Origin of the sequence: Christensenella sp. MSJ-20 (assembly GCF_044357945.1) — a bacterium.
Lineage (GTDB): Bacteria > Bacillota > Clostridia > Christensenellales > QAND01 > QAND01.
Window position 1 is genome coordinate 1,112,466 of the sequence record NZ_CP076563.1, and the last position, 23,078, is coordinate 1,135,543.

Genomic DNA, 23,078 nt, shown 5'->3' on the forward strand with positions numbered 1-23,078 from the left:
AGTTAAAGTTCCTCTCGGTCGGAATAGGCCACAAACTTGGTGTATTCGGGGATCCACCGAAGGGTAACCTCTCCGGTAGGGCCGTTCCGGTTTTTGGCCAAAATGGCGTAGGCCAGGTTCTCCCCTACGTTCTCATCCTCATCGTCCTCCCCATGCATATCGTCGTGATGGGCCAGGAAGATGACCATATCGGCGTCCTGTTCGATGGAGCCCGACTCCCGCAGGTCTGCCAACATGGGCCGCTTGTTCTGCCGGCGTTCAATATCCCGGTTGAGCTGGCTCAATACCAGGATGGGTGCTCCCACATCCCGGGACAGGATCTTAAGGCCCCGGGTCAATTCCGAGATTTCCTGCTGACGGCTGTCCCCGCGTCCAGCCCGGCCGGAGGACATAAGCTGGAGATAATCGATGATGATAAGCCCCAGCTTCCGCTGGGCAGAGAGCCGCATGCACTTGGCCCGGATCTCCGGCACGGTGGCGCCGCCGCTGGCGTCGATATAGATGGGAGCGGTGGAAAGGGTGCTCATGGCATTTAACAGCTTCACATACTCGTCGTCCTTGGCCTGGCCGCTGCGGACCTTGCTCAAGGGGATTTCTGCCTCGCTGCACATCATACGCATGGCCAGGTCTCCCGCTGACATCTCCAGACTGAAAATGGCCACCGGCAGGCTCTGACCCATAGCGATGTTCTGGGCGATGTTCAAAGCAAAACTGGTTTTGCCCACGCCGGGCCGGGCCGCCAGGATGATGAGCTGGTCCTTATTGAACCCAGCGGTCATAGCGTCCAGGTCCACATAGCCTGTGGGGGTGCCCACGATGCCCCCTTTGCTGAGGGCCGCTTCATTGATCCGCTCAAAGGCCTCTCCCAAGGCCTCCATGATGGGGCGCAGGGAATCCGTCCGCTGGCGGGTAATGATGGAGTAAATGGCGTCGTGGGCGGCGCTGATCACCTCTCCCGAGGGTTTGTCTGCTCGGAATCCTTCATCCACCATCTCAGAGCCGGCCTTGATGATGCTGCGCAGAGCTGACCGATCCTCCACAATGGCCACATAGCGGCCGATATTGGTGGTGGTGGGCACCGTTCGGGAAAGCTGGACGATGTACTCCATGCCTCCGGCCTTGGTTACCTCGTTGCGCTGTTCCAGCACGTCCACCAGGGTAACGAGGTCGATGGGCTGGGCACTGCGGTAGAGCTGCGCCATGGCTGAAAAAATCACCTGATGGGCAGGGGCATAGAAATCCTCTTCGGTAAGGGTTTCCATGGCGGCGGCCACGGCATCCTGGTCCAAAAGCATACTGCCCAGGACGGACTGTTCCGCCTCCATGCTATTGGGTGGCATCCTTCTGCCGTTTTCCACCGACGCTTCCTCCTATTGATCCTTGGCCACTACCGCCACGTTGATATTGACGGAGATGTTAGCAAAGGGCTTGATCTCCACGGAATATGTGCCAAGGGCCTTGATGGGCTCGGAAAGCACGATATCCTTTTTGTCCACCGCCAGGCCCAGTTCCTTCTCCAGCCGTGCGGCGATTTCCTTATTGGTGACAGCACCAAACAGCCGTCCGTTTTCCCCCGTCTTGGCATAGACGGTAACGGTTTTTCCCCGCAGCTCCTGGGCCTTCTTTAAGGCTTCCTGGCGCTCCAGCTCCCGCTTATGGGCCTGAGCCTCCAGCTTGGCTGCCGCCTCCTTCACGTTGCCCTGCGTGGCCTCGGCAGCCAATTTCCGAGGAAACAGAAAGTTGCGGGCATAGCCGTCGCTGACCTCCACCAACTGTCCTTTTTTGCCGGTTCCCTTTACATCATGATTTAGAATTACTTTCATAAAATCACCTCTTTTGCAGGCTGAGCCTGCACCCTTTTTGCATGCCTTCGGCATGCGGCCATACTCCTAAAACGCTGCCTTGTCGCTGCAAATTCCATGGATCCCTTAGCGCCGCATTGCCCTGTATACCAGCAGGCTGTGCCTGCACCCTTTTTACATGCCCTCGGCATGCGGCCACGCTTCTAAAACGCTGCCTTGTCGCTGCAAATTCCATGGATCCCTTAGCGCCGCATTGCCCTGTATACCAGCAGGCTGTGCCTGCACCCTTTTTACATGCCCTCGGCATGCGGCCCATGCTCTTAAAACGCTGCCTTACCGCTGTAAATTCCATGGATCCCTTAGCGCCGCATTGCCCTGTATACTAGCAGGCTGTGCCTGCACCCTCTTTGCATGCCCTCGGCATGCGGCGCTCCTAAAACAACATATACCATTAGCCGCTTTCAATCAACTATTAAGCAAGGCTTGCGATACACCCACAGGCTGAACGGAATACCCTTGCTGTGCGGTCGCCTCTTGAAACCAACCTGTTGCCGTTGGTCACCATGGGTTATCCTAAAGCAAAACTTTCCTACGGCATGCATCCAGTGTCAGCGGCACGGCGGCGGGCACTGCCCGCTAGCCGATGTACTCCACACCCATATAGGGAACCAGAGCCTCCGGCACCTTCACCCGGCCATCCGCTTCCTGGAAGTTTTCCAGAATGGCGGCCACGGTGCGGCCCACGGCCAGGCCCGATCCGTTGAGGGTATGGACATAGGCGGTTTTCCCATCCTTGGTACGGCAGCGGATGCCAGCCCGCCGGGCCTGGTAATCCTCAAAATTGCTGCAGCTGCTGATCTCCACATACCGGCCGTAACTGGGCATCCACACCTCGATGTCATAGGTTTTGGCCGAGGAAAAACCCATGTCCCCGGTACACAAAAGGATCACCCGGTAGGGGATGCCAAGAATCTGCAGAATGGCCTCCGCATCATGGGTAAGCTTTTCCAGCTCGTCGTAGCTGTCCTCAGGGCGGCTGAACTTTACCAGTTCCACCTTGTTGAACTGATGCTGGCGGATAAGGCCCCGGGTATCCCGGCCCGCGCTGCCCGCCTCAGCCCGGAAACAGGCGCTGTATGCGCAGTACTTATAGGGAAGCTGATCCTCGGGCAGAATGCTCTCCCGATGCATATTGGTGACGGGCACCTCAGCGGTGGGAATCAGGAAGTAATCCGTCCCCTGAACCTTAAAGGCATCCTCCTCAAATTTGGGAAGCTGGCCGGTGCCGATCATGCTGCGGCGATGCACCATATAGGGGGGGAAAATCTCGGTATAGCCGTGATCAATGTGGGTATTGAGCATCAGGTTGATCACCGACCGCTCCAGCCGAGCGCCCAGTCCACGATAGAAGGTAAACCGGCTGCCGGTAACGCTGGCCGCCGCCTCAAAATTCAAGATACCCAGATCGGTGCCGATATCCCAATGGGCTTTTGCCTCAAAATCAAACTCCCTGGGGGCGCCGACGCGGCGGATCTCCGGGTTATCGTTCTCATCCTTGCCGGCGGGCACCGACACATGGGGAATATTGGGGATAGACAGCAGGAGGTTGCCGAACCGCTCCTCCACCTGCATCAGTTCGGCGGAATACTCCATCAGTTCCGCCGCCAGTTTCTTGTTTTCCACAAGGAACTGCTCCTTGCCGGCGGCAATGGCCTCTTTCTTTACCGGTGCGCTCTGGCAGAGGGCCCGAAGCAACTGCGCGATTTCGCGCTCCACTCCCAGAGGGCCATCCTCCCGAAGGGTGGACAAAAAGCCCTCCACCTGCTTTTCCCGAATGGACGCAAGGGACGCTTCGTCCACGGCCTTCTGCAGGCTCATCAGGGCCGGCATAAACTTGCTGGTCCGATTGGAGGCAGCCTTCAGCTCATCGCTTTTGACGATCAGCTCCCGGCGGCGCTCGTCCAGAGCCAACAGCTCATCGGCCATGGCGGGATCGGCGTTTCGATTGATAAGAGCGGTTCTAAGTTCCTCGGGATTCTGGCGAATCCTCCTGATATCCAGCATGGTAATCTCCCCTTACTTATAGGTCTAGTTTTAGGTCCCCGTCCTTTAGCCAGCCCAGCTTCCGCATGGCGGCGGCCACAGCAAGGCTGATGACGGCAGGCAGGATAAAGTGCATAAGGGCTACCTCAATAAGGATCACCCAGAAATCGGTGGTGGCAGCCATGGCGGTAAAGGTGCCCACCTGGCCAACCAATCCGCTGGTACCCATCCCAGCGCCCATGGGGATGTTGGTCATGCCCAGCACCCGGGTAGAGATGGGGCCCAAGATGGCGCTGGCCACGATAGCCGGCAGCCACACGATTGGTTTCCGAACGATGTTGGGAACCTGGAGCATGGAGGTGCCGATCCCCTGGGAAATGAGACCTCCCCAGCGATTCTCCCGGAAGCTGATGACGGCAAACCCGATCATATTGGCACAGCAGCCAACGGTAGCGGCGCCAGCGGCAATGCCTTCCAGGCCAAGGGAAATAGCGATGGCCGCGCTGCTGATGGGAGCGGTTAGCGCCATGCCCATAACCACCGACACGATGATGCCCATGGGAATAGGGTTCATCTGGGTAGCGGTGTTGATAAAGGCACCCAGGCCGGTCATAAGAGCGGATACCCCGGGGCCCACCAATACGCCGATGGCGCCGCCAGCCAGGATGGTTACAAAGGGCACCACCACGATGTCCACCTTGGTCTTCCCGGTGATAAAGGTACCTACCTCGGTGGCCACGATGGAGGCCAGATAGGCGCCCACAGGACCGCCAGCAGCGTAGGCGGTGGCTCCCACAGCGGCATTACTGAACACGCACAGGGGACTAGCCTTTAGCCCGTAGGCGATGGCCACGCCGATGGCCGCGCCAACCACCGGAGAGCTGGCTGCCAGCACGGTAGAAAACTGGGCCAGAAAGCCCAATCCCGGGATCAGGGAGAGTTGGGAGATGATCAATCCGATGATAAGGGACGCAAAAAGTCCCTGGGCCATAAAGCCGAGTCCGTCGATGAACCACCGATGGGCCCATCGTTTGATCAATCCCTGGTTTCCGTTTGCCATTTTGTTCGACTCCTAAATGTATATTTAAGCGTCACCCCTAAAACCCGGCACCCGTCGGCCAGGGTAAAAGCAATGGCTTCTTGTACCCTGGCGGGGTTCTGCCGAGAGCGGTTTTGCCGCACCCGTATTTTGCGTTCGGCGGCAAGGGCGCCCGGGCCCCTATTTTAGTGCGATGCGCTTATAATCGATGCGTACCCCCGCCTGGTCCAGGAAGTCCACCATGGGGGTTAGGTTATCATACTCCACCAGCATGATGATATTGCCATCCTTTAGGTGAAGCTCCATATTTTTGGTATTGGAATCGTAATAGGACAGGGCCACGTCGTCCCCGGTAAAAACCCTAACGCGGCCGCGCTTTTTGATCTCCACACGGCCATCCTCCACGGTATAGCTTGTGCGGAAAATCCGCCTGCCATGATAGAAGCCGTAGCCCAGGGAACAAAGGGCCAGGGCCGCCACCAGCAGCTTGTCCAAAAGGGGGCTTTGGGCGTTCAACAAGAGTGCGCCTCCCACCGTTACCCCCAGATACAGAAAGAACTGCACCAGAAAGGGGCGAATCTCCTTATTTGGTTTGCAGACGATTTTTCTTTCCATAAAACCAGCTCCCCTCCGGTACTCCCGCTACATCCGCTCGGGCGCGGCGATGCCCAGCAGGTCCAGCCCCCGGGAGATGGTATCCCGTGCGGCCCGAGTCAGGGCCAGCCGGGCCGCGGTACCGGAGGCGTCCGCCTCATCGATGATCCGTACCTCGTAGTAGAAACGGTTGTAGGCTTTGGCGGTCTCCATCACCGCCCGGGCCACCAGATAGGGCTCGTTCTTGGAAAGGGCCTCGGGAAGGGCCGCCTTATAGGCCACCATAGCTTTTAAGACGCCCATGGCGTATTCGTTGTCCAGGGCAGCGTAATCAAACTGGGCTGCATTCTCCCCCGCCTTCTGCAACACGCTGTTGCAGCGGGCATGGGTATACTGCATATAGGGGGCCGTTTCCCCCTCAAAGGAAAGGGCGCGGTCATAGCTAAAGGCGATATCCTTGATTCGGGCATTGTATAAAACGCCAAACACCACGGCGCCAACGCCTACCTGCTCCGCCACCTTGTCCTTATCGGCAAGGCCAGGGGACTTCTCTTCGATGATCACCCGGGCCCGGTCGATGGCGGACTGCAGCACGTCGGTCAGCAGCACCACGTTGCCCTTTCGGGTGGAGAGGGTGCCGCCGTCCGCCAGGGATACCATCCCAAAGGCCACATGCTCCAGGTCCTTGGCCCAGGGATAGCCCATCTTCTCCACCACCCGGAACCACTGACGGAAGTGGAGATTCTGCTGGTAGGCCACCACGTAGAGGGATTTGGCGAAATCGTAGGTTTTTTTCCGGTAGAAGGCCGCGGCGATGTCCCGGGTGGCGTAGAGGGTGGAGCCGTCGGACTTTAATATCATGCAGGGAGGCATGTTGTCCTCGCTCAGATCCACGATATAGGCGCCCTTATCCTCCTTGAGCAGCCCCTTCTCCCGAAGCTCTTCCACCACGGGAGCCATCTTATCATTATAGAAGCTCTCCCCGTTGTAGCTGTCAAACCGAATCCCCAGGAGGTCGTAGATGCCCATGACCTCGCGGATGGTCATATCCTTGAACAGGGTGAAGATGGACAGCGCCTCCTCATCCCCCTGCTCGATCTTCACAAACCAGGCCCGGGCCGTATCGTCCAGAGCGGGGTCCTTCTCCGCCTCGGCATGGAACCGCACGTAGAGGTCCAGCATGTGGGCGATGCCGCCTTTTAGCACCTCTTCCTCGCTGCTCCACAGCTTGTATGCGGTGATGAGCTTTCCAAACTGGGTCCCCCAATCCCCCAAATGGTTGATGCCCACGCTTTTGTACCCCATAAAGTTATAGAGATTATAGAGGGCATGGCCGATGGCGGTGGAGCTCAGGTGCCCGATATGAAAGGGCTTCGCGATGTTGATGGAGCTGTAATCGATGCACACCGCTTTCCCCTGGCCCAGATCCTCCCGGCCGTAGTCCCGGCCCATGGCCAGGGCTTCCGACAGCACCTTCTCGGCATAGGCCTTTTTGTCCACATAGAAGTTGGCGTAGCCTCCTGCCTCGGCTACCCGCTCAATCCCTGCCGGCTTGTCCGCCTGGCAGATCATAAGGGCGATGTCCCGGGGAGACCGGCGCATGGTCTTGGCAAAGGGGAAGCAGGGCAAAGCGTAGTCCCCCAGCTCCTCCTTAGGGGGCTTCCCGATCAAGGGCAAAATCTCCTGGGGAGTTACCCCCAGGGCGTTGGCGGCCATTGCAGCGATCTCGTGTTTAAAGGGCATATCGGACACTCCTAATTCTGCGGATAGGTTTTCATTTAAATATAGCATACCCAATTCCAAGATACAACGCTGCAAGCGCAATGGACAGGATATTTTGTTGCAAAAAAAGCGCCTGTGGGCGCTTTTTTATTTCGCTTCCTCCCCGTAGTACTTTTCCGCATGATAGGCAAAAAGGCCCTTCAGCATAGAGGTGATGTTGCTGGTGGACACGGTGGCCCCGGCCACAGCCTCGGGATCCACGGTCTCCACCTGGGTGCCATAGCCCTGCCAGGCGTCAACATCCCGTTTGGTGAGCTTCACCAGCTGCTGAACAAAATGCTGGTCCATGTACTCCTGGGTATATTCCGATCTATAGTAGTTGGGGTTGCTGTCCCCCCAAAGCCCCTGGTTGTTGCCAAAGGTGATGGTGCGGATGGCCGCATCCTCCCCGGATTTTCGGGTATTCAGCAACTCCACATAGGCTACCGTCACAAAATTGCTCTGGGCGTCCCGGCAGGTGCAGGAATGAAACGCCACCTGATAGGCGGTAAAGGTGCTGTTGCTCTCCTCAAATAGAATGGTGGCGGTATAGTCCTCTGGGGTGCCGCCCGAGGCATAATGGGTAAAAGGAAAGGTGACGGGGCCCTCCCCCTGGGGCGCCGTGGCTTCCTGGCCGCCGCAGCCCGTCCCCACAAGAAGGCATAGCGCCAGCATACAAAGTAGGATTCGCTTCATCTCACTGCACCGGATGGAGGCGGTCGAAGTCCAGATAGGCATAATCCGCCCGCCAAGTAGCATAGATGTTCTCCCCGTCGGCCTCCTCGGGGTACTGAATCAGCTCCAGGGCATGCTCCCCTTTGTAGGTCCAGTTGGCCCCGATGTTGTACAGTTTATCCGCGTCCCAGCCCAGGTAGATGAGGAGGTCCCGGGTCATACCGGCATAGCCCCCGCCGCCACACATGAGAAAGATGGCCTTATCCTTGGGAAACAGCTCGTCCAAAATCATCTGGGACTCCCGGTAATTGGGGGTGGCAGACGCGATGGAGCCATCCTGGTTCCAGGTCAGGGTAAAAAGGGTTTTCCCCTCGTAGGCCCCCGATACCGGCAATGCCGGAAGAGTGGCGATGTAGGGGTAGGGTACCACTTTGAATCCCTCTATGGTGCGGGTCAAATCGGCTTCGCCCCCGATTGCGGCATAGTCCGCGGGGTCAAAGAGCATCCGGACATCCCGGTAACAAACGTCCTCCCGCCCCAGAAAGCCGTCGATGGTCTCCATGTTGATGTTGGCATCCACCCCAAACTCGCTGTCCGCCTGGACGGACGGGGCGGGCAGGGGGTCGGGCGTCTGAACCTGGGCTGCGGGCGCTCCGCCGCAGGAAGCCAATGCCAATATCCCCAGACACAGGGCAAGGACTGCAAATCGTTTCACATGCGTTCCCCTCTTTCTGCAGTATTGTGAAAAAAAGAGCCCGCGGGAATTCCCCAGGGGTCGTCCCGCAAACGCGGAACCCCCCGGGGCATACGGCTGTAAAGCCGCTCCCAATACGGGCTCAACAGGTCGGTTGGTTATTCGGCGGTGATCTCCACCACCAGCTTGGCAAACAGCTTGGAGCTGGTCTCGCCGCAGGGGGCAACCCAGATGGTGCCGTCCTCGCCGGTGGCCTTGTCCTTCTCAATGGCCACCAGGGTATACTCGCTATCGGCCACAGCCTTCTCATACTCGCTCTTGTAGCCGTCGTTGGCCACGGCGGTCACCTTCTCATAGGAGGTCACGCCGGCAGCGGCCAGCACGTCGGACAGCCGGTAGCCGGTATAGGCTTCCTCAGCGGTGTTGCCCTTGCTGTTGGTGACACTGGCGGTGATCTTGTAGATCTTGAGGTCCTTCAGGGTGTCGTTGGTAACCTCTTTGCCATTTACCTTAAAGGAATAGGCGGCAAATTCCACCTTGTCGGTACGGTCCAGAATCTCGGGCTTCCCAGCGGTCTCCCCACCGGAAGCGCCGCCCTGGCCGGGATCGGGGGTGGTGGTTACATCGGCGTCCACGGTAAGAGCAACGCAGCCCTTCAGATAGTTGCCGGTGGTCTTGTTGCTGCAAGGCGCAAACCAAGGAGCTTTGCTGAACTGGCTGCCATCCTGGGAGATGGCGATAAGGGTGGTATCCAAAGCAGCCTCTTCCCCGGTCACCTCCACGGTATAGCCGTCATCCGCGGCGGCGGTCAGCTTGGTATAGCCCTCGGTGATGCCGCAGGCGGCCAGCACGTCCTTCACGGCAAAGCCTACATAGGTCACGGTGGACTCAGTTCCAGCGCTGTTGGTGCTGGTGGCCTTCACGGAATACACCGGGTAGTCCGCCATGGTCTCGTTGGTTACGGCGACGCCGTTCACGGTGATGGAAAAGGCCGGTACAGTAACGCCCTTTACCTCTTCCGCAACCGGGCCGTCTCCGCCGGGCGTGGTGGCAGCGGGCTCATTGCTACCGCAGCCCACCATGGCAAACACCATAAATGCCGCCAACATAAGTGCCAAAAGTCTTTTCTTCATAACCCCTACTCCTTCCAGAATTGGATCATCAAAAAGGGTTCTTTTTCCGATGAAAAAGAACCCTTTTTATGCAAACAGGATTCCTTTCCGCATTGGGAAGCCAGCCCGTTTCCAGGCGGACTCTGGCTGTGGGCCATGGCAAGCGCGTTAGGCCGGTCAGCTCGAAATCACGATCATATGATTCTATTAATCCATACAAATTCTAGCATTGGCGCCAATGCCTGTCAATGAGCGGAGCGCCTATTCCAGGGTATACCCCAGATAATCGGCGTCAAAGGTCTTCCCAAACATCATGGTATAGTATTCATCCACCTCGGCCTGAAGCTGATCGGCGGTAAAATAGCTGGGATACATCTCATGGAGCATATAAAAGATGGCCAGAACGCTGGCAACGCCAGGCAGGTCCCAGGAATCAATCCTGGCGGGGATCACCGATACCCGTCCCGTTTGAATCGCGCGCATGGCAGCCCAGGTGGGATCGGTCAACAGATCCTCCACGGCATACTCCAGCACGGTGGAACTGGTGCAAAAGAGGACATCGGGATTCCAGGTAAAGATGGTCTCTACCCCCACCGAAGCCCAATTACGGTTGCCGGTAACGTCTTTGGCTACCGGGATGCCGCCGGCTTTTTCAATCATATAGGTTTGCAGCATGTCTCCGCCAGCCACCCGGCCCAGCTCACCGCCCATCACAAGGGCGGTAACCCGCTCCTCCTGGGGAATGGTTGCCACAATGCCGTCGATTTTCTCCAGCTTGCCATCGATCCAGTCACTGACCTCCTGGGCCCGGGCGGATTTCCCAAAGTATTTTCCTAAAAGAGCCAGGGTGTCCTTAACCCCTTCCATATCCTCGGCGGAGATGCACAGGGTCCGGATTCCCAGCTTTTCCACGGCTTCCACCGTCTTGGGATCTCCCACCCGGTGCAATACCACCGTGGGCCGGTAGGAAGCCAGCGCCTCCAAATCCATCACCCCGCGGCCCACGCTCCCGGCCTCCCCAAGGGCGGGAACCGCAGTGGTCCAGAAGGAGGATTTGCAGTTGATGGCCAGCACCTGATTCTCCAAATCAAGGGCCACGATAAAGGGAACCGCTACGGCATATACCGAGGCGATGGTCTCCTTCCCTCCATCTTCCGGTATCGGAAGCACCGCTCCCGCCGCATCGGTGATGGTTTCCCCCGTGGGGGTATCGGCGGGGTTGCCGCCGCAGCCCAGGGCGGTCAGCAAAAAGGCCGCGCTGAGCAGGATTGTCAGCAATCGTTTCATAAGCGGTTTCCTCCGTTACTGCAGCTGGCTGGGCAACTGCACATCGATGGGGCCGGAGCCGGGGATGGTAACCACCAGCTTCTGGAAATACTTAACGGAAGCTCCCTGGACCGTCTCGGCGATGACCCGGAGAGGCCCGGCGGTATTGCCGGCAATTCCAGTGTAGCCCTCATGGTTTTCAGAGTCCACAATGGGGTAGCCGTTTAGGGCATAGGCGATGATAAGGGGCTTTCGATCCCCGTTGGCGTCCAGAACCCCTAGCTCAAAGCCCTCTTTATAGAAGAGGCTCAAAAGATCGTTCTTGTAGCCGTCCGAGGCATAGGCGGTGATGGAGATGGGATCTTCGATGCCCGGCACGTTTCCCGCCACCAGCTTGATGAACTTCCAAATATCGATGCCCTCGCAGGTGCCGATCTCCAGTACGGCATACTCCTCCCGGACGATGAGGTCCGTCAGGCTTTCCAACTGGGCTACGGTGAAATTATGGGTCCATTCGTGGTCATCGTTGCGGATGGTAAAGGTCATCTCGTAGTCCAAGAACTCCGAATAAACGTCGCTCATGGCATGGCCCCAGGTCTCGATCTCGTTGGCGGTAACCTCCACACCCACCACGCTGCCCAGGCAGGCGGCGACGTTGGCCTCTTCCTCTGTCCGTGCCGGAACCACCAATTTTACCGGCCCTTCGCCGTTGTGATAGTCCGCTGCATAGCCAGCGCTGGAGGCGCCAGCCACAAGGGGCATGCCAAGCTTGCTATCCTCCGCCACCTTGCCGGTGCCGTAGGCCAGAATGGCGTAAAGGGATCCCTTTTCGGGGTTCACATAGTTGACGCCGTTTTTGCTCTTGATCTGTCCCAGGGAAAGGGTGTGGCTACCGCCGTCCGCGGTATGGATGATTACATCCCCCGCGTTGCTCTTGATGCCGATTTCGGTAAACAGGTCATAGAGCCCTACGCCCCGGTACCGTTCCTCAATAACGCTTCCATCCTCACTGCGGATGGAAAAATCCATGGTCTTCGCCTGGGTCTGGCGGTTCTCCAAGTCAGCAACGGTATAGGTGGCTTTTTTCTCCAAGCCATCGCCGTAGAACTCGATCTTCTGCGCAGCCGATTCACTGTACGGCGCCTCAATATGGGCATAGCGGTCGGGCTCCAGGTTTACGGTGATGCTGGTGACATTCCCCAGGAATTGCGCGTCGCTCTCTGCACTTGTAGTGCTGGGAATTACAACGCTGAGCGGTCCTCCGCTATTGTTTACAGGATAGGTCTTGGGATCGCTGTCCGAAAGCGGGGATAGGGTAATCTCCTTGACATATCCCTGATCCTGCGCGCTCTTTACCAGAGGCGCGCCGTTTTTAGCAAAGGCCAAAAGGGCCGGCTGCCCATCAATCCCCTTGGAAGCGTTATAGCCCTCCTGGAAGAGATCGCTCAGGTTAACCTCCATCTCTTTCGTGCCGTCCGAGAAGGTAACGGTGCCCACGGTGCCCTGAAGCTTCACCACATTCATGAGGAAGTACTCCAAGCCAATGCCTTCATAAACGTCGCTTTGGTATTCGTCGCCGTCTTTTACCTCATAGATACCCTTGACCCGGGCCGCCTTCTTGACGTTGTTCTCCACGCCCTCGCCGTAGATGATATCCTCCACTTGGCCTACCGTCAGAGTGCTGTCGCTCAGCCGCTTGCCGTCGGCGCTGTTCACCACCACCCGGAGCTGGCTGTCGCTGAGGGCCTTTTGGTGGGCGTTATCGGTATACTGATGGGTATTGTATTTTACATCCTCCCCAGCAACCACTTCGCTTAAATACTGAACCTGGTTGCTGCCGTTGGGATGGTTGTACTGGGTCTTGCCAAACACCACCCGGATGGGGCCGCCACTGTTGGCCAGGCCGGAGAGGTATCCCTCGTCTCCCTTGTTGACGGTGTAGGGATACCGGTTAACCCCATAAGCCAAAAGTACGGGGTATCCCGCCTTTACCAGATCCTCGCTGGTGGGCACATAGGAGCCGTCTCCCGGATCGGCGGCGTTCTTATTGTAAAAACCGAAGGCCTCGGGGTAAGAGAGGGCCTCGGCAGAAAAGGTCTCGCTGGATACCTTGCCATCCGCCGCCACAAAGCTTATTAGGGTGGTCCGGGATTTGGCCCGGCCCATGGTTTCCGCATCCTCCATGCCAAGATAGAGTAAAAACTTATAGAGGTCCAAGCCCTCGTATTCGTTGACGTACCAATAGGCGTTGTTGGCCAGGCTGTAGGAATCCCGGTAGGCCATGCCCCCCTCGATGACGTTCCCCTTGTTGTCATACTGGACCAAATCCTCCAGCTGCTCCACCGTTAGGTTGATCTCATGGCCCAGAGCGCTTCCCCGGAAGGCGATGAGATACTGGGAATAATCGGCGGAACCATAGACGCCTCCATCCTGGGCGGTATGCTTAAAGCCCGGTTCGGTCTCCTCGGCCACATAAACATAGGCCACGTTGGAGAAGGTCTTATACCCGTTCTGTCTGCCGTATTTCTTGGTATCGTAAACCAGGCGCAGACAGCCGTCGTCGTTTTTAAGCTTGTCCACATAGCCCAGAGAATGATCTTTCTCGGTCTTGCCATTAAAGACAAAGGGGGCCACCGTCTCCTGATCGGTGCTGCCAATGCCATAGGCCAGCAGGATGGGCTCTCCCGCGTCATGAGCAGCTTTGATCTCCTCCAGGGTCAGCTCGCTGATGGTCTTGCGGTTGCTGTCCTTAAACTGCACCCGGTAGGCTTTTTCGGTAGTCTGGATTCCGTTATCCCCATCGGTCATCTGGGAAAGCAGGTAATAAAGGTCCATTCCCTCATAGATGAAAGTCCCTCGGGAATCCTTGTACACCCCTCTAACCAAGCCGTCGTTGCGGTTTTCCAGCTCCCGGATGGATAGAGGCGTGCTGGTAACCAGACCGGGACCCTCCACCGTCAGGGTAGCACCGGTGATGGCGTCCACGTTATAGGGCAACGTCTCGTCATCGGTGACGCCGCCGTTATTGATATGCTTGTAGGGCGAGCTCTGATAATCCACCCCAGAAAAATCAATTTGGATGGTTTGTCCACAGCCGCCCAAGGCAAACATGCATACCGCCAAGGCAAAGGCCAGCAGCCTCTTTCTCATCACTTCATTTCCCCTCTCTCCAATAAAAAAACCGGCACCAAAGGCCGGCCAATACAACAGGGCCATCCTTTCCAGTGCGGGAGGCCTGGGCGTTTCCACCCAGACCCATGGCCGCAGCCCCTTGGTTTCCGTTAGGAGCTCCGGCTCGGATGGTGATTTGGATCAATTTACCACGGTAATAAGTATAGCACGAACAAATGCTTCTGCAAAGAAAAAATGCCGAAACGCAGCCGTCCCGGCAAAACGCTACTGCACCTGCACCAAGCCCAGGGGATCGATTCGCTCCATCTCCGTTTCACACCACCGGGCCATCTCGCCGCAAGCCAGGATGATCCAGCCCGCGTCTCCGCAGTAAAGGGGATAATCCCGATCCGGGAGCACTCGCCGGCGGTAGTATTCCATATACTGGTAAACCCGCTCTTCGTCGCCCATCTTGGCGCCGGCATAGGCCACCAGTCCCCAATAAAAGCTGGCGTTTCCCGTGGCATAGTGCTCCATTTCCTGCCAAGCGTGCTCCCGGCAAAACCGTTGATAGATCTCCTGCGCCCGCTGAGACGCAGGCTCCAGCAATCCAAAAAGGATGGGAAACAGCTGCGCTGTAGCATCGGGATAGAACTCCTGCCAGCCCCCAAATGCCAGCGTTCTTCCTTTGGCGTCCGCCCCCGTCTCATAGCGGCGCTCCCCCTGGTTCCACAGCAAAGCCTCCAGCCGCTCGTTTAAAGACGTTCTGCGCTGCCGCAGCCAGGTCAGGATCCGCTCCCCATCCGGAACGGGATACCGCTCTAAGAGGCTTTCCACGCAGCCCAGCGCAGCGTACACCTCCGCGTTGTCCATCAGGTATTTCACCAGGTAGTCCGGCTTTGTAAAGGAGAGGCCATCCCTATCGATGGTGCGCTCCATAGCGCCAAGAACCAGCAACACCTGATCCTGATATTGGCGAAACAGCGCCTCGTCCCCCGTCCGCTGGCAGTATTCGCTGATCAGAATCAAAAAGGTTGCAGCGTAGGAATCCACCGAATCATAGTGCCGTTCGCTTTTCTCCGACACCACCTTCCCATCGTCCACCTCTATGGTGTAGTCGTAGATCGTCCCAGCAATGCCACTATAGTCGGACACAGCATCGTTTAGATGGGCCATATGCCATTGGATGTAGTCCCTTACCGCCCGGTACTCCCCTCCTTCCAGGAGGCCCCATGCGGCGATATCAGAAAAATAGGGAGTGATACTGGCCTCGCCATGGGTTTCCCCGCGAAAAGGGATGGCGCCGTTTTCAAGCTGGATAGAGGAAAGCCATGCGGCTTCCCCCGCCGCCAGCTCCCGGTAATAGGCCGCGCGCTCAAAAAGGGCCTGCTTGCGCGGCCCCATCTGATGATAATATAGACCTCCCGCAGCACCGGACAACAACAGTAGCGCTGCCAGGGCCAGAGGAAAGACCGATCTTCGCCTGTACTTTCTTCTCATAAACGTCCTTTATGCACCGAGAAAGGGCTGCCATTTACGGCCCTCCAGCACATCCGCAATCCGCTGGCTGGCATACCCATCCCCATAGGGATTGGAGGCTTCGCTCATCCGTTTGTAGGCGCCTTCATCCTCAAGCAGCTGTTTGCACGCCAGGAAGATGGTCTCCTCCCCGCTGCCAACCAGCCTAAGGGTCCCCGCTGCCACCCCTTCAGGGCGCTCGGTTTCCTCCCGCATCACCAGCACCGGTTTTCCCAAGGCTGGCGCCTCCTCCTGGATACCTCCGCTGTCCGATAAAATCAAATGGCTTCGCGCCATGATGTTGTGAAAATCCACCACATCCAACGGTTCTATGATATGGATATTCTCAAGGCCGCCCAAAATATGCTCCGCCAGGCTTCGTATTTCCGGATTCAGATGGATGGGGTAAAGGGCCTTTACATGGGGATACGCCTTCAAAACCGCTCCAATGGCCCGGAACATCTGCTCCATAGGCGCTCCCATGTTTTCCCGGCGATGGGCGGTAATGAGAAGCAGCCGGGCCTCTCCCACCCAGTCCAGCTCCGGATGGAAATAATCTTCTCTAACGGTGGTTTTCAGCGCGTCAATGGCGGTATTGCCCGTGACGTAAACCCGCTCCGGAGACTTTCCTTCCCTAAGGAGATTCCCCTTGGCGGTTTCCGTGGGCGCAAAGTGATATTGGGCCACTAGCCCGATCGCCTGCCGGTTAAATTCCTCAGGAAAGGGAGAATAGATGTTATGGGTCCGCAGGCCCGCTTCCACATGCCCCACCGGGATCTTTTGATAAAAGCAAGCAAGAGACGTCACAAAGGCCGTAGTGGTATCGCCGTGAACCAGCACCACATCCGGCTTCTCCCGAACCAGCACCGCTTCCATCCTCGCTAAAATGCGCTGCGTAATATCGTATAGGCTCTGTCTGTCCTGCATGATGTCCAGGTCGTATTCCGGTACAATCGCAAACGCGCGCAGTACCTGGTCCAGCATCTGCCGATGCTGCCCCGTAACGCAAACCACCGTCTCAAGGGTCTCCCTTGTGTGGAGCTCTCGCACCAGGGGGCACATCTTGATGGCCTCCGGACGGGTTCCAAAGATCAGCAACACTTTCTTCTTCTGCATCGGTCCGCTCCCTCAGTTGATACAATGGGTATATAGTTGCTCGATGTTTTCATCCAAAAAGGCGGTTCGCGCCAGGATGCAGTCCTTGAGCATCGCTATCGCCTCCTCAAAACTCTTGGGGTCCCGGCTGTTTCCCGCCTGATCCTTGGAGAGCAGATTCTCTTCAAAAGTATAGCCCCAAACCGCAAAATTCCGATCCACAGCGTCGCCCAGCTGTTCCACATAGCCGTCGATCAGCCCCAGGATCCGCTCATCGGACCATTGTTCCCGCCGCAGCTCCCGGTACCGGGCCACCACCTGATCCACAAAGGCACGGTCCTGCAGAAGCCGGTCAAACCAGTTCCCATCCTCCACAAAAAAGCGGTCGGTGGTATAGTCCGTCCATGGGTAGTTATCAAAGCCGTTGTTAAAATCCCAAACCGCCATCTTCAGCTTTCCTCCGATGTTTTTATAGAGGTAGGTGGAAAGATGGGACGCGTCGGGGATCATAGCCAGCTCGTTGATCAGATAGTATTCCACAAAGGAGTCCACATCGATGTAAGCCGCATACCCCTTTTCCGGATCTGCAAATCCATCGCCGTAGAGGGTCTCCTCAAAGGCGCTGATATCCCGCTCGATCCACTTCACCTGGGCATTGCTCAGCTTGGACTTGGTGGGATAGGAGATACTCAGCTCGTTGTCCGTTTTCCCCATCACCGTGCCGTAACTGCTGATGGCGTTCTCCTCGGTTCCCACCCGTTCCCGACGCAGGAGGTAGGCGGTTTCCCCGGAAAGCAAGCCAAACTCATAAAGGTCCAGTCGGGCCGCTCCGTTGGTGACCGGCTCCACGGCCAGATAAATCCCCTGGTATTCCCCATTGACATAGACCTCGCAGTAACGGGTATCCGGCGCCCAGTCCATCAGCTCCCGGGAAAGATCGTAGACCAGCTTGTTCCGCACCAGGGACCGATCCAAAAACGGCCCATAGAGCACCCATTCGCTATGCTCCCCCATGCCCAAAAGGCCGTATTTCCGGCTTTTTGTTTCACTCTGAAACAGTTTGATTCGGTATTGCCGCTTATCAAAAATATAGTAGGAGGAGTTACCCCGGTACTTGACCGTCGCCAGGGTGGTAAGCTGGGGCTGTGCCGCCGGGGTGTTCTGCCCATTGGCCTGATCCACAACGGAGACCTCTCCCAAGGTGGTGGTTTCCTTATAGATGCGGCTGCCGTTGGTGTCGATGAGAATCAACGGAAGGTTCCCGGGCTCCCGGGCCGTTGGCGTCTGGGGGGCGCCTGGAGACTGGCCTTGGCTCTGATCCGCGCCGCCTAGATGGCTGATCACCGCCACCGATGTAAGCAAAACCGCCGCTGCCAGGACGCAGAGGATGATTTTTTTCAATGGACTAAGCTCCTATCCTAGCGGCTGATGTCGTCCGCCTGCTCCACCAGATTGACGTTCTGGATGCCTTCGATCTTCATCAGCTTCTGCACGATGTCGATTTTTGCCCGCTCGTCCGATTTTTTAATGGCGTTCTGGCCTACCTCGTAGACCAGCTCGCAGTGATCCGGCGTGGCATTCTTCATCCTGCGGCGCACTGCCTTGCCAAAATGCTGCATCACCGCCGCCTCGGCCTTGTTCTGCACCGAAAGCTCGCCCCGTACGATCAAAAGCATCCTATTATCGGGGCCAATCTGGCGGAATAGAACCAGGAATAACAGGATAATAACCGAACTAATGGCCGCCAAAATGTACTGGGAAACGCCGCAGCAGATGCCGACGGCAATGCTCCAGAAGATATAGGCCGCGTCCCGGACATCCTTGACCGCCGTGCGGAACCGGATGATGGACAGCGCGCCCACCATGCCCAGGGACAGCGCCACATTGTTGCTGATGACGCTCATAATCAGCGTGGTGATGATGGTGATCATCCCTAGGGAAATGTTGTATTTGCGGCTGTACGCCACCCCGGAATAGGTAATGCGGTAGGTAAACATGATGAAGAGCGCAATGATGACCGTCACACAGTTGTTCAATATGATGGTTCCAAGATCCAATGCGCCTAGGCCAGTAAAGCTTTCTAACAGCAGATCCTTCATTTTCCCCTATCCTCTCTCATTTATAAAAGTCTTGATTGTGCATATTTGCTGTTGGAGGTAGGCAGACGATCCAGATCCGCCACCACCTCCTTGAACACGTGGGGCAAAAAGTCATTGTATTTGACCTCGAATACGCCGGTATCCGGGGGCAATAGCGGCAGCAAAGCGGGGTGCTCATCAAAAAAACCGCCGGGGACATTGGACGCCGATACCTGGGTGTCAAAGGTAATGCGAATATCGCTGGCCGGATAAAGATACGCCTTTCGCCAGTAGTCCACTACGCTTTTGGGGCTGTACGCGCCCGCTCTTAGCCGCAGATAGATCTGCTGGGCGGTGGGCTCCAACCGCTCCGCTAAAAAGCCATAATCCCCGTTCAGCATTCTATGGGCCTCTTCCCGGGAGACGGTAATGGATTTCTTTACCCCATCGGTGCCGGACTTGCATTTGTATTCCAACTTCACGGTCCGGGCGTCCCAGGCATACATTCGGAGCCGGATCTTGCGCTTCTCCATACATCCGAACAGGGTATCGTACAGATCCTGATCGTTTAGGGAATCGAAATACAGGGAGCGCACCCGGTATCCCTCCTGACCTCCGTTTGCGTCCAGTTCCAAAAAGCAGTCCAGTTTTTTCTGAATCAGCGAATAATCCAGCAGGGAGATCACGTATTTGATTTCCTTACGGAACACTGTTTTGATGCCGTCCCCCTCCTATCCCAAACGTTGCTTTCGCGCGTGACTTTTCTTCCTCATAATCCGGGTACGCATCCGGTAGACATCAATCTCTCGGTTGGTGCCATATTGTACGAGGATGCCTGCGCAAGCCAATAGGAATGCGGCGGCAACCTGCCAGAAGGGCGAAAGGGACCACCCCAGAAGCCCCGGGCCTCCGGTACCCAGGACCAGCGCGCCCCAAACAGCGGTGGATATCATCACCAGATGCTGAGAAAAGGGAACGGTAACCACCGCCGCTGCCAAAGCCGCCACCAAACGCAGCCACCATAAAGGCGTAAGCGCCATAGCTAAGCCATACCCAATCAGGCCGCAGAGTAAAAATGCGCTGACTTTGGGCCATTGATACACGAGAAATCCAACCATAATGCCCAAAATCGCGAAGGTGGTAACGACAACACCACGGTCCGCCACGCCGCTCATCAGGGCCGTTATGCCAATAGCAGTGAGAAAAAACGCCATGACGGCACTCCAGACCCGAAAAAACTTGTATCCAAAAAAGCAACTGAGCAGCGCCAACAACAGCATAGCGCCGGCCAGAATGGCGATACCCTCCTCCATGATCTGGGAAATACCCATCTGCTGGCCGAAATACCGCAGCACCTCATAAAATATGTTTCCCATTCCCATGGCCTATTTTCCTCCCCCCAGGCTGCGCATCCGCTGGTTTAACGGCGTTTCTCCAAACTGGTCCGCCCCTTCCAGGATCACGCAGTCGGTGACGTTGTACTCCATAAAAATTTGCTGCAGGCCCGCCGCGCCATTTTGATAACGCTCCCCGTTCACCAGGTAAACGGTCTCATAGTAGGGGGTAAACCAGGGGGCAAACAGCTTGGCGTTGGAATCCCCAATCACCAACAGGGTTTTTCCGTTTGCCCCATCCCCTTGAAGGATGGAGTGGGAGTAATAGCCCGCCACAAAAATATCCGTTCCCCGTCGGGAAAGGGCAACCGCCGGCGATTGATGCTCGGCATATTGGCTGGGCCCTTCCCGAATCGTTACCGTCTGCCAGTTGGCGGCGTCCTTTAAGATATAATAGGCCACATAATCGGTATACTGGCTTTCAATGGCCGCCTGATCTAAGCTTGCAAACACCCCAAGGTAAAACTCAAAGCGGTAATCCTCATAGGCATCCAGTTCCAGCATGTCCAGGCCGATGGACTCCCCATAAAGCCGCGCGCCGTAATAGGAGCCAAGTGCGGTCCAGGAATCATCGGTGCGAAAGAAAATATACTCCTCCCCATGCTCCAAAAGGGCGGATGTTACGTCCAGGGTCTCCACCCCCGCTGGGAGCGCCTCATAGATCTCCCGAATCGCCGCCGAGCTGTCGTCGGTGTACTGGGCAAATGCCGGCTCCGTGGCAATGCGCAGCGGCACCAGCATCACCGTAGTCCGGACTTCCTGGGGGATGGCCCGCACCAGACTCCCAATGGACTGGGCCGTAATCCGGTTTGCTTCCGGATGATTAAAAAAACGCTCCAGCACCCGGTCTTTAAAATATACGTATTCATCATCCACCAGGAGCGGCTCCATGGACAGGGTCTGGCCATAGGGAAGCCCCTGCTCTCCATAGAGGGGCGCCGGCGATGCAAAGGCGCCGGGCGATGCGTCCGCCATGGCATTCTTCAAAAAAGCCGCGCCAATGGAGATCCCTACCACTCCCACCAGCATCAGCAGGCTCAACAGCGTCGCCTTTTTTCTGCTCATTTAGCTCCTCCCCTCCCGCAACCCCAGCAGCCGCTGCCGCGCCTGGGCATGCTCCGCTAAAAGCCGCGTGCTTTGGGGAATCCCCCGCAGTGCCCAGGGATCCAGCTCCAGATCCCGGCAGAGGAACTGCAGCTCCTGGAGGGACCTACAGCCATAGAAAGCATATCCTCCCAGCTGGGCCACCCGCTGTGGAATCGTCATCCGTAAGAGGGAGGAACAGCCCCGAAAGGCGCTAAGGCCGATCCGCGTCAACCCCTGTGGCAGCTGCAACTCTTTGAGCGAAACACAATTGAGGAACACATGGCCGGCCAATTCCGTAAGATGGCAGCCATCCAGGTTCTCCACCCTCTCCAAGGATCTGCAGCCGGAAAAAGCGGCGGACCCCAGCACAACCAGGGAATCGGGCAGGGAAACATGGGTTAGGGAAACGCATCCTTCAAACGCCGCGTCCTGGATCTCCTTGAAACGGGAGCACCGGGAAAACGACAGCTCCGATAGCCTGCCGCAGCCACAAAAGGCATAGGCTTCGATGGTCTCCAAGGTGGAGGGAAGCGACACCTTCGTCAGGTTTTCACACTGATAGAAAAAGCTGCGCCGGATGACCCGTACCCCTTCCGGGATCACCGCCTCCCGCAGATACCGGTTTTTACGGAATACCTCGGCGCTCATCTCATCGAACTCCGCGGCAGACGCAAACACAGCGCGCTCGGTAACGGGCAGAACGGAGGTCTTTCGGAGGCTACCCTGGCGCTGCTGATAAAGGGCCACTTCCTCCTCCGGATCCAGATAGGCCCAATCCGCATCGGGACAGCATATCCCTCTTGCCTCGCTGCTCACATACCCAAAGACCTTGCAGTCCGCTCCAAATACGATCTCATCCCGGGCAATCACCGATTTGATCTCCCCGTATTGTCCAATCCGTACCCCCCGCTGGGTCACGATCTTCTGCTGGGTAAAGATGTTGCCGTATACCCGTACGTTCTCCCCCAGATAGATGTCTCCTTCGGCGAATAGATTGCCGTACACCACGGCGTTGTCATATATCATGATGGCCTTGTGGGAGCGGATGTGGCCCTTTACCGTAAAGCCCTCCAGTACGCTGACATCATGCTTACTGACGACGGTGGCCGACAGCACCCCGTCATCGTCGGTATTGTCCTCGTCCACATACCGGATGTTCCGCAGGACCTCGCTGCTGATGGCCAAAGCGGTCATGGCAGCGGCGCTCTCCTGGCGGCCCTCCCGATCCTCCATAGACCATCCCAGGTTGATGACGGGTGCGTACAGCCGGCGAAACACGCAGTCCCGGCCGATAACCAGCATATTGGCGCTGCTGGCGCTGATGCCCAGCGTGCTGTGGTCATATACGCTCAGGGTACCCTCGGCGTCCGCCCACCGGAGAACCTGGGTGCCCTCTCCCAGCACCACATCTTTTTCTCCGTAGATGGCCCGAAGCGTAAAGCAGCCATCCAAATAGGCGTCCTGGCAAGCATAGATCTCCTTTTCAAAGGTTATGCCCGCCGGCGGATGGAACTCCTTTTCCCTGGCGTATACCACGCTCTGGCATACGCTAGGATAATCCTCCTGGGTGTCCGCCTCCAATAATCGTTCCCGCTTGGACATTAAAATGGTACCGCTGCCGTCATAGCTTTGAAGGCTTTTTTCCATCAGCTCTTTGAAGGAAAGCGCAAAGTACCGGGGATCCCGGTACCGGCTTTCATTGATATCCAGCGCTTTGGACTGCTTCCGCTTGACGGAGCCCATGCTCATCACCAGCGGAAACAGCAGCATCAGCAAAAATATGATGATGGCGATCACAATTATTGTCATC

19 protein-coding genes and 2 riboswitches are annotated in these 23,078 nt (G+C 57.1%); all 19 genes read right to left on the minus strand.

What is annotated here, in order from left to right:
• Window positions 1-2: 2 nt before the first annotated feature.
• Window positions 3-1,358 carry a replicative DNA helicase gene (dnaB, locus tag KP626_RS05695; protein WP_395975653.1) on the minus strand — a complete coding sequence of 452 codons (1,356 nt, stop codon included), beginning with the start codon at window positions 1,356-1,358 and terminating at the stop codon, window positions 3-5.
• Between the two features lie 12 nt (window positions 1,359-1,370).
• Window positions 1,371-1,823 (minus strand): 50S ribosomal protein L9, encoded by a 453-nt coding sequence (gene rplI / locus KP626_RS05700; RefSeq protein ID WP_395975655.1) that lies wholly within the window; start codon window positions 1,821-1,823, stop codon window positions 1,371-1,373.
• 615 nt (window positions 1,824-2,438) lie between these two features.
• Window positions 2,439-3,866, minus strand: a complete 1,428-nt coding sequence (serS, locus tag KP626_RS05705; RefSeq protein ID WP_395975657.1) for a serine--tRNA ligase — start codon at window positions 3,864-3,866, stop codon at window positions 2,439-2,441.
• Window positions 3,867-3,882: 16 nt separating this feature from the next.
• Window positions 3,883-4,905 (minus strand): PTS transporter subunit IIC, encoded by a 1,023-nt coding sequence (locus KP626_RS05710; protein WP_395975659.1) that lies wholly within the window; start codon window positions 4,903-4,905, stop codon window positions 3,883-3,885.
• A 159-nt stretch (window positions 4,906-5,064) separates the two neighbouring features.
• Window positions 5,065-5,499, minus strand: a complete 435-nt coding sequence (locus KP626_RS05715) for a hypothetical protein (protein WP_395975661.1) — start codon at window positions 5,497-5,499, stop codon at window positions 5,065-5,067.
• Window positions 5,500-5,526: 27 nt separating this feature from the next.
• Window positions 5,527-7,221: an arginine--tRNA ligase gene (argS, locus tag KP626_RS05720; RefSeq protein WP_395975663.1), complete on the minus strand. Its 1,695-nt coding sequence runs from the start codon at window positions 7,219-7,221 to the stop codon at window positions 5,527-5,529.
• Between the two features lie 126 nt (window positions 7,222-7,347).
• Complete coding sequence (locus KP626_RS05725) at window positions 7,348-7,977, minus strand: hypothetical protein (protein WP_395979013.1); 630 nt, start codon at window positions 7,975-7,977, stop codon at window positions 7,348-7,350.
• On the minus strand, window positions 7,937-8,629 hold the full coding sequence (locus KP626_RS05730) for a hypothetical protein (RefSeq protein ID WP_395975665.1): 693 nt from the start codon (window positions 8,627-8,629) through the stop codon (window positions 7,937-7,939). Before KP626_RS05730 ends, KP626_RS05725 begins: the two co-directional genes overlap by 41 nt.
• 137 nt (window positions 8,630-8,766) lie before the next feature.
• Window positions 8,767-9,741: a hypothetical protein gene (locus KP626_RS05735; protein ID WP_395975667.1), complete on the minus strand. Its 975-nt coding sequence runs from the start codon at window positions 9,739-9,741 to the stop codon at window positions 8,767-8,769.
• Between the two features lie 64 nt (window positions 9,742-9,805).
• Window positions 9,806-9,920, minus strand: a riboswitch (molybdenum cofactor riboswitch).
• Between the two features lie 61 nt (window positions 9,921-9,981).
• Window positions 9,982-11,007 (minus strand): ABC transporter substrate-binding protein, encoded by a 1,026-nt coding sequence (locus KP626_RS05740; RefSeq protein ID WP_395975669.1) that lies wholly within the window; start codon window positions 11,005-11,007, stop codon window positions 9,982-9,984.
• 15 nt (window positions 11,008-11,022) lie between these two features.
• Window positions 11,023-14,136, minus strand: a complete 3,114-nt coding sequence (locus tag KP626_RS05745) for a hypothetical protein (RefSeq protein WP_395975671.1) — start codon at window positions 14,134-14,136, stop codon at window positions 11,023-11,025.
• A gap of 48 nt (window positions 14,137-14,184) precedes the next feature.
• A riboswitch (molybdenum cofactor riboswitch) is annotated at window positions 14,185-14,299 on the minus strand.
• Window positions 14,300-14,382: 83 nt separating this feature from the next.
• Window positions 14,383-15,597, minus strand: a complete 1,215-nt coding sequence (locus tag KP626_RS05750) for a hypothetical protein (RefSeq protein WP_395975673.1) — start codon at window positions 15,595-15,597, stop codon at window positions 14,383-14,385.
• A 9-nt stretch (window positions 15,598-15,606) separates the two neighbouring features.
• Entirely contained in the window at window positions 15,607-16,731 is a 1,125-nt protein-coding gene (wecB, locus tag KP626_RS05755; RefSeq protein ID WP_395975675.1) for a non-hydrolyzing UDP-N-acetylglucosamine 2-epimerase, read from the minus strand.
• A gap of 12 nt (window positions 16,732-16,743) precedes the next feature.
• Window positions 16,744-18,111 carry a CotH kinase family protein gene (locus KP626_RS05760; protein ID WP_395975677.1) on the minus strand — a complete coding sequence of 456 codons (1,368 nt, stop codon included), beginning with the start codon at window positions 18,109-18,111 and terminating at the stop codon, window positions 16,744-16,746.
• A gap of 17 nt (window positions 18,112-18,128) precedes the next feature.
• Window positions 18,129-18,809, minus strand: coding sequence for a DUF4956 domain-containing protein (locus KP626_RS05765; RefSeq protein WP_395975679.1), 681 nt, complete (start codon window positions 18,807-18,809; stop codon window positions 18,129-18,131).
• Between the two features lie 20 nt (window positions 18,810-18,829).
• Window positions 18,830-19,498 carry a polyphosphate polymerase domain-containing protein gene (locus KP626_RS05770; protein WP_395975681.1) on the minus strand — a complete coding sequence of 223 codons (669 nt, stop codon included), beginning with the start codon at window positions 19,496-19,498 and terminating at the stop codon, window positions 18,830-18,832.
• Between the two features lie 21 nt (window positions 19,499-19,519).
• Window positions 19,520-20,170: a DUF4203 domain-containing protein gene (locus tag KP626_RS05775; protein ID WP_395975683.1), complete on the minus strand. Its 651-nt coding sequence runs from the start codon at window positions 20,168-20,170 to the stop codon at window positions 19,520-19,522.
• Between the two features lie 3 nt (window positions 20,171-20,173).
• Window positions 20,174-21,247, minus strand: a complete 1,074-nt coding sequence (locus KP626_RS05780; protein WP_395975685.1) for a DHHW family protein — start codon at window positions 21,245-21,247, stop codon at window positions 20,174-20,176.
• Complete coding sequence (locus tag KP626_RS05785) at window positions 21,248-23,077, minus strand: leucine-rich repeat protein (RefSeq protein WP_395975687.1); 1,830 nt, start codon at window positions 23,075-23,077, stop codon at window positions 21,248-21,250.
• Window position 23,078 lies beyond the last annotated feature (1 nt).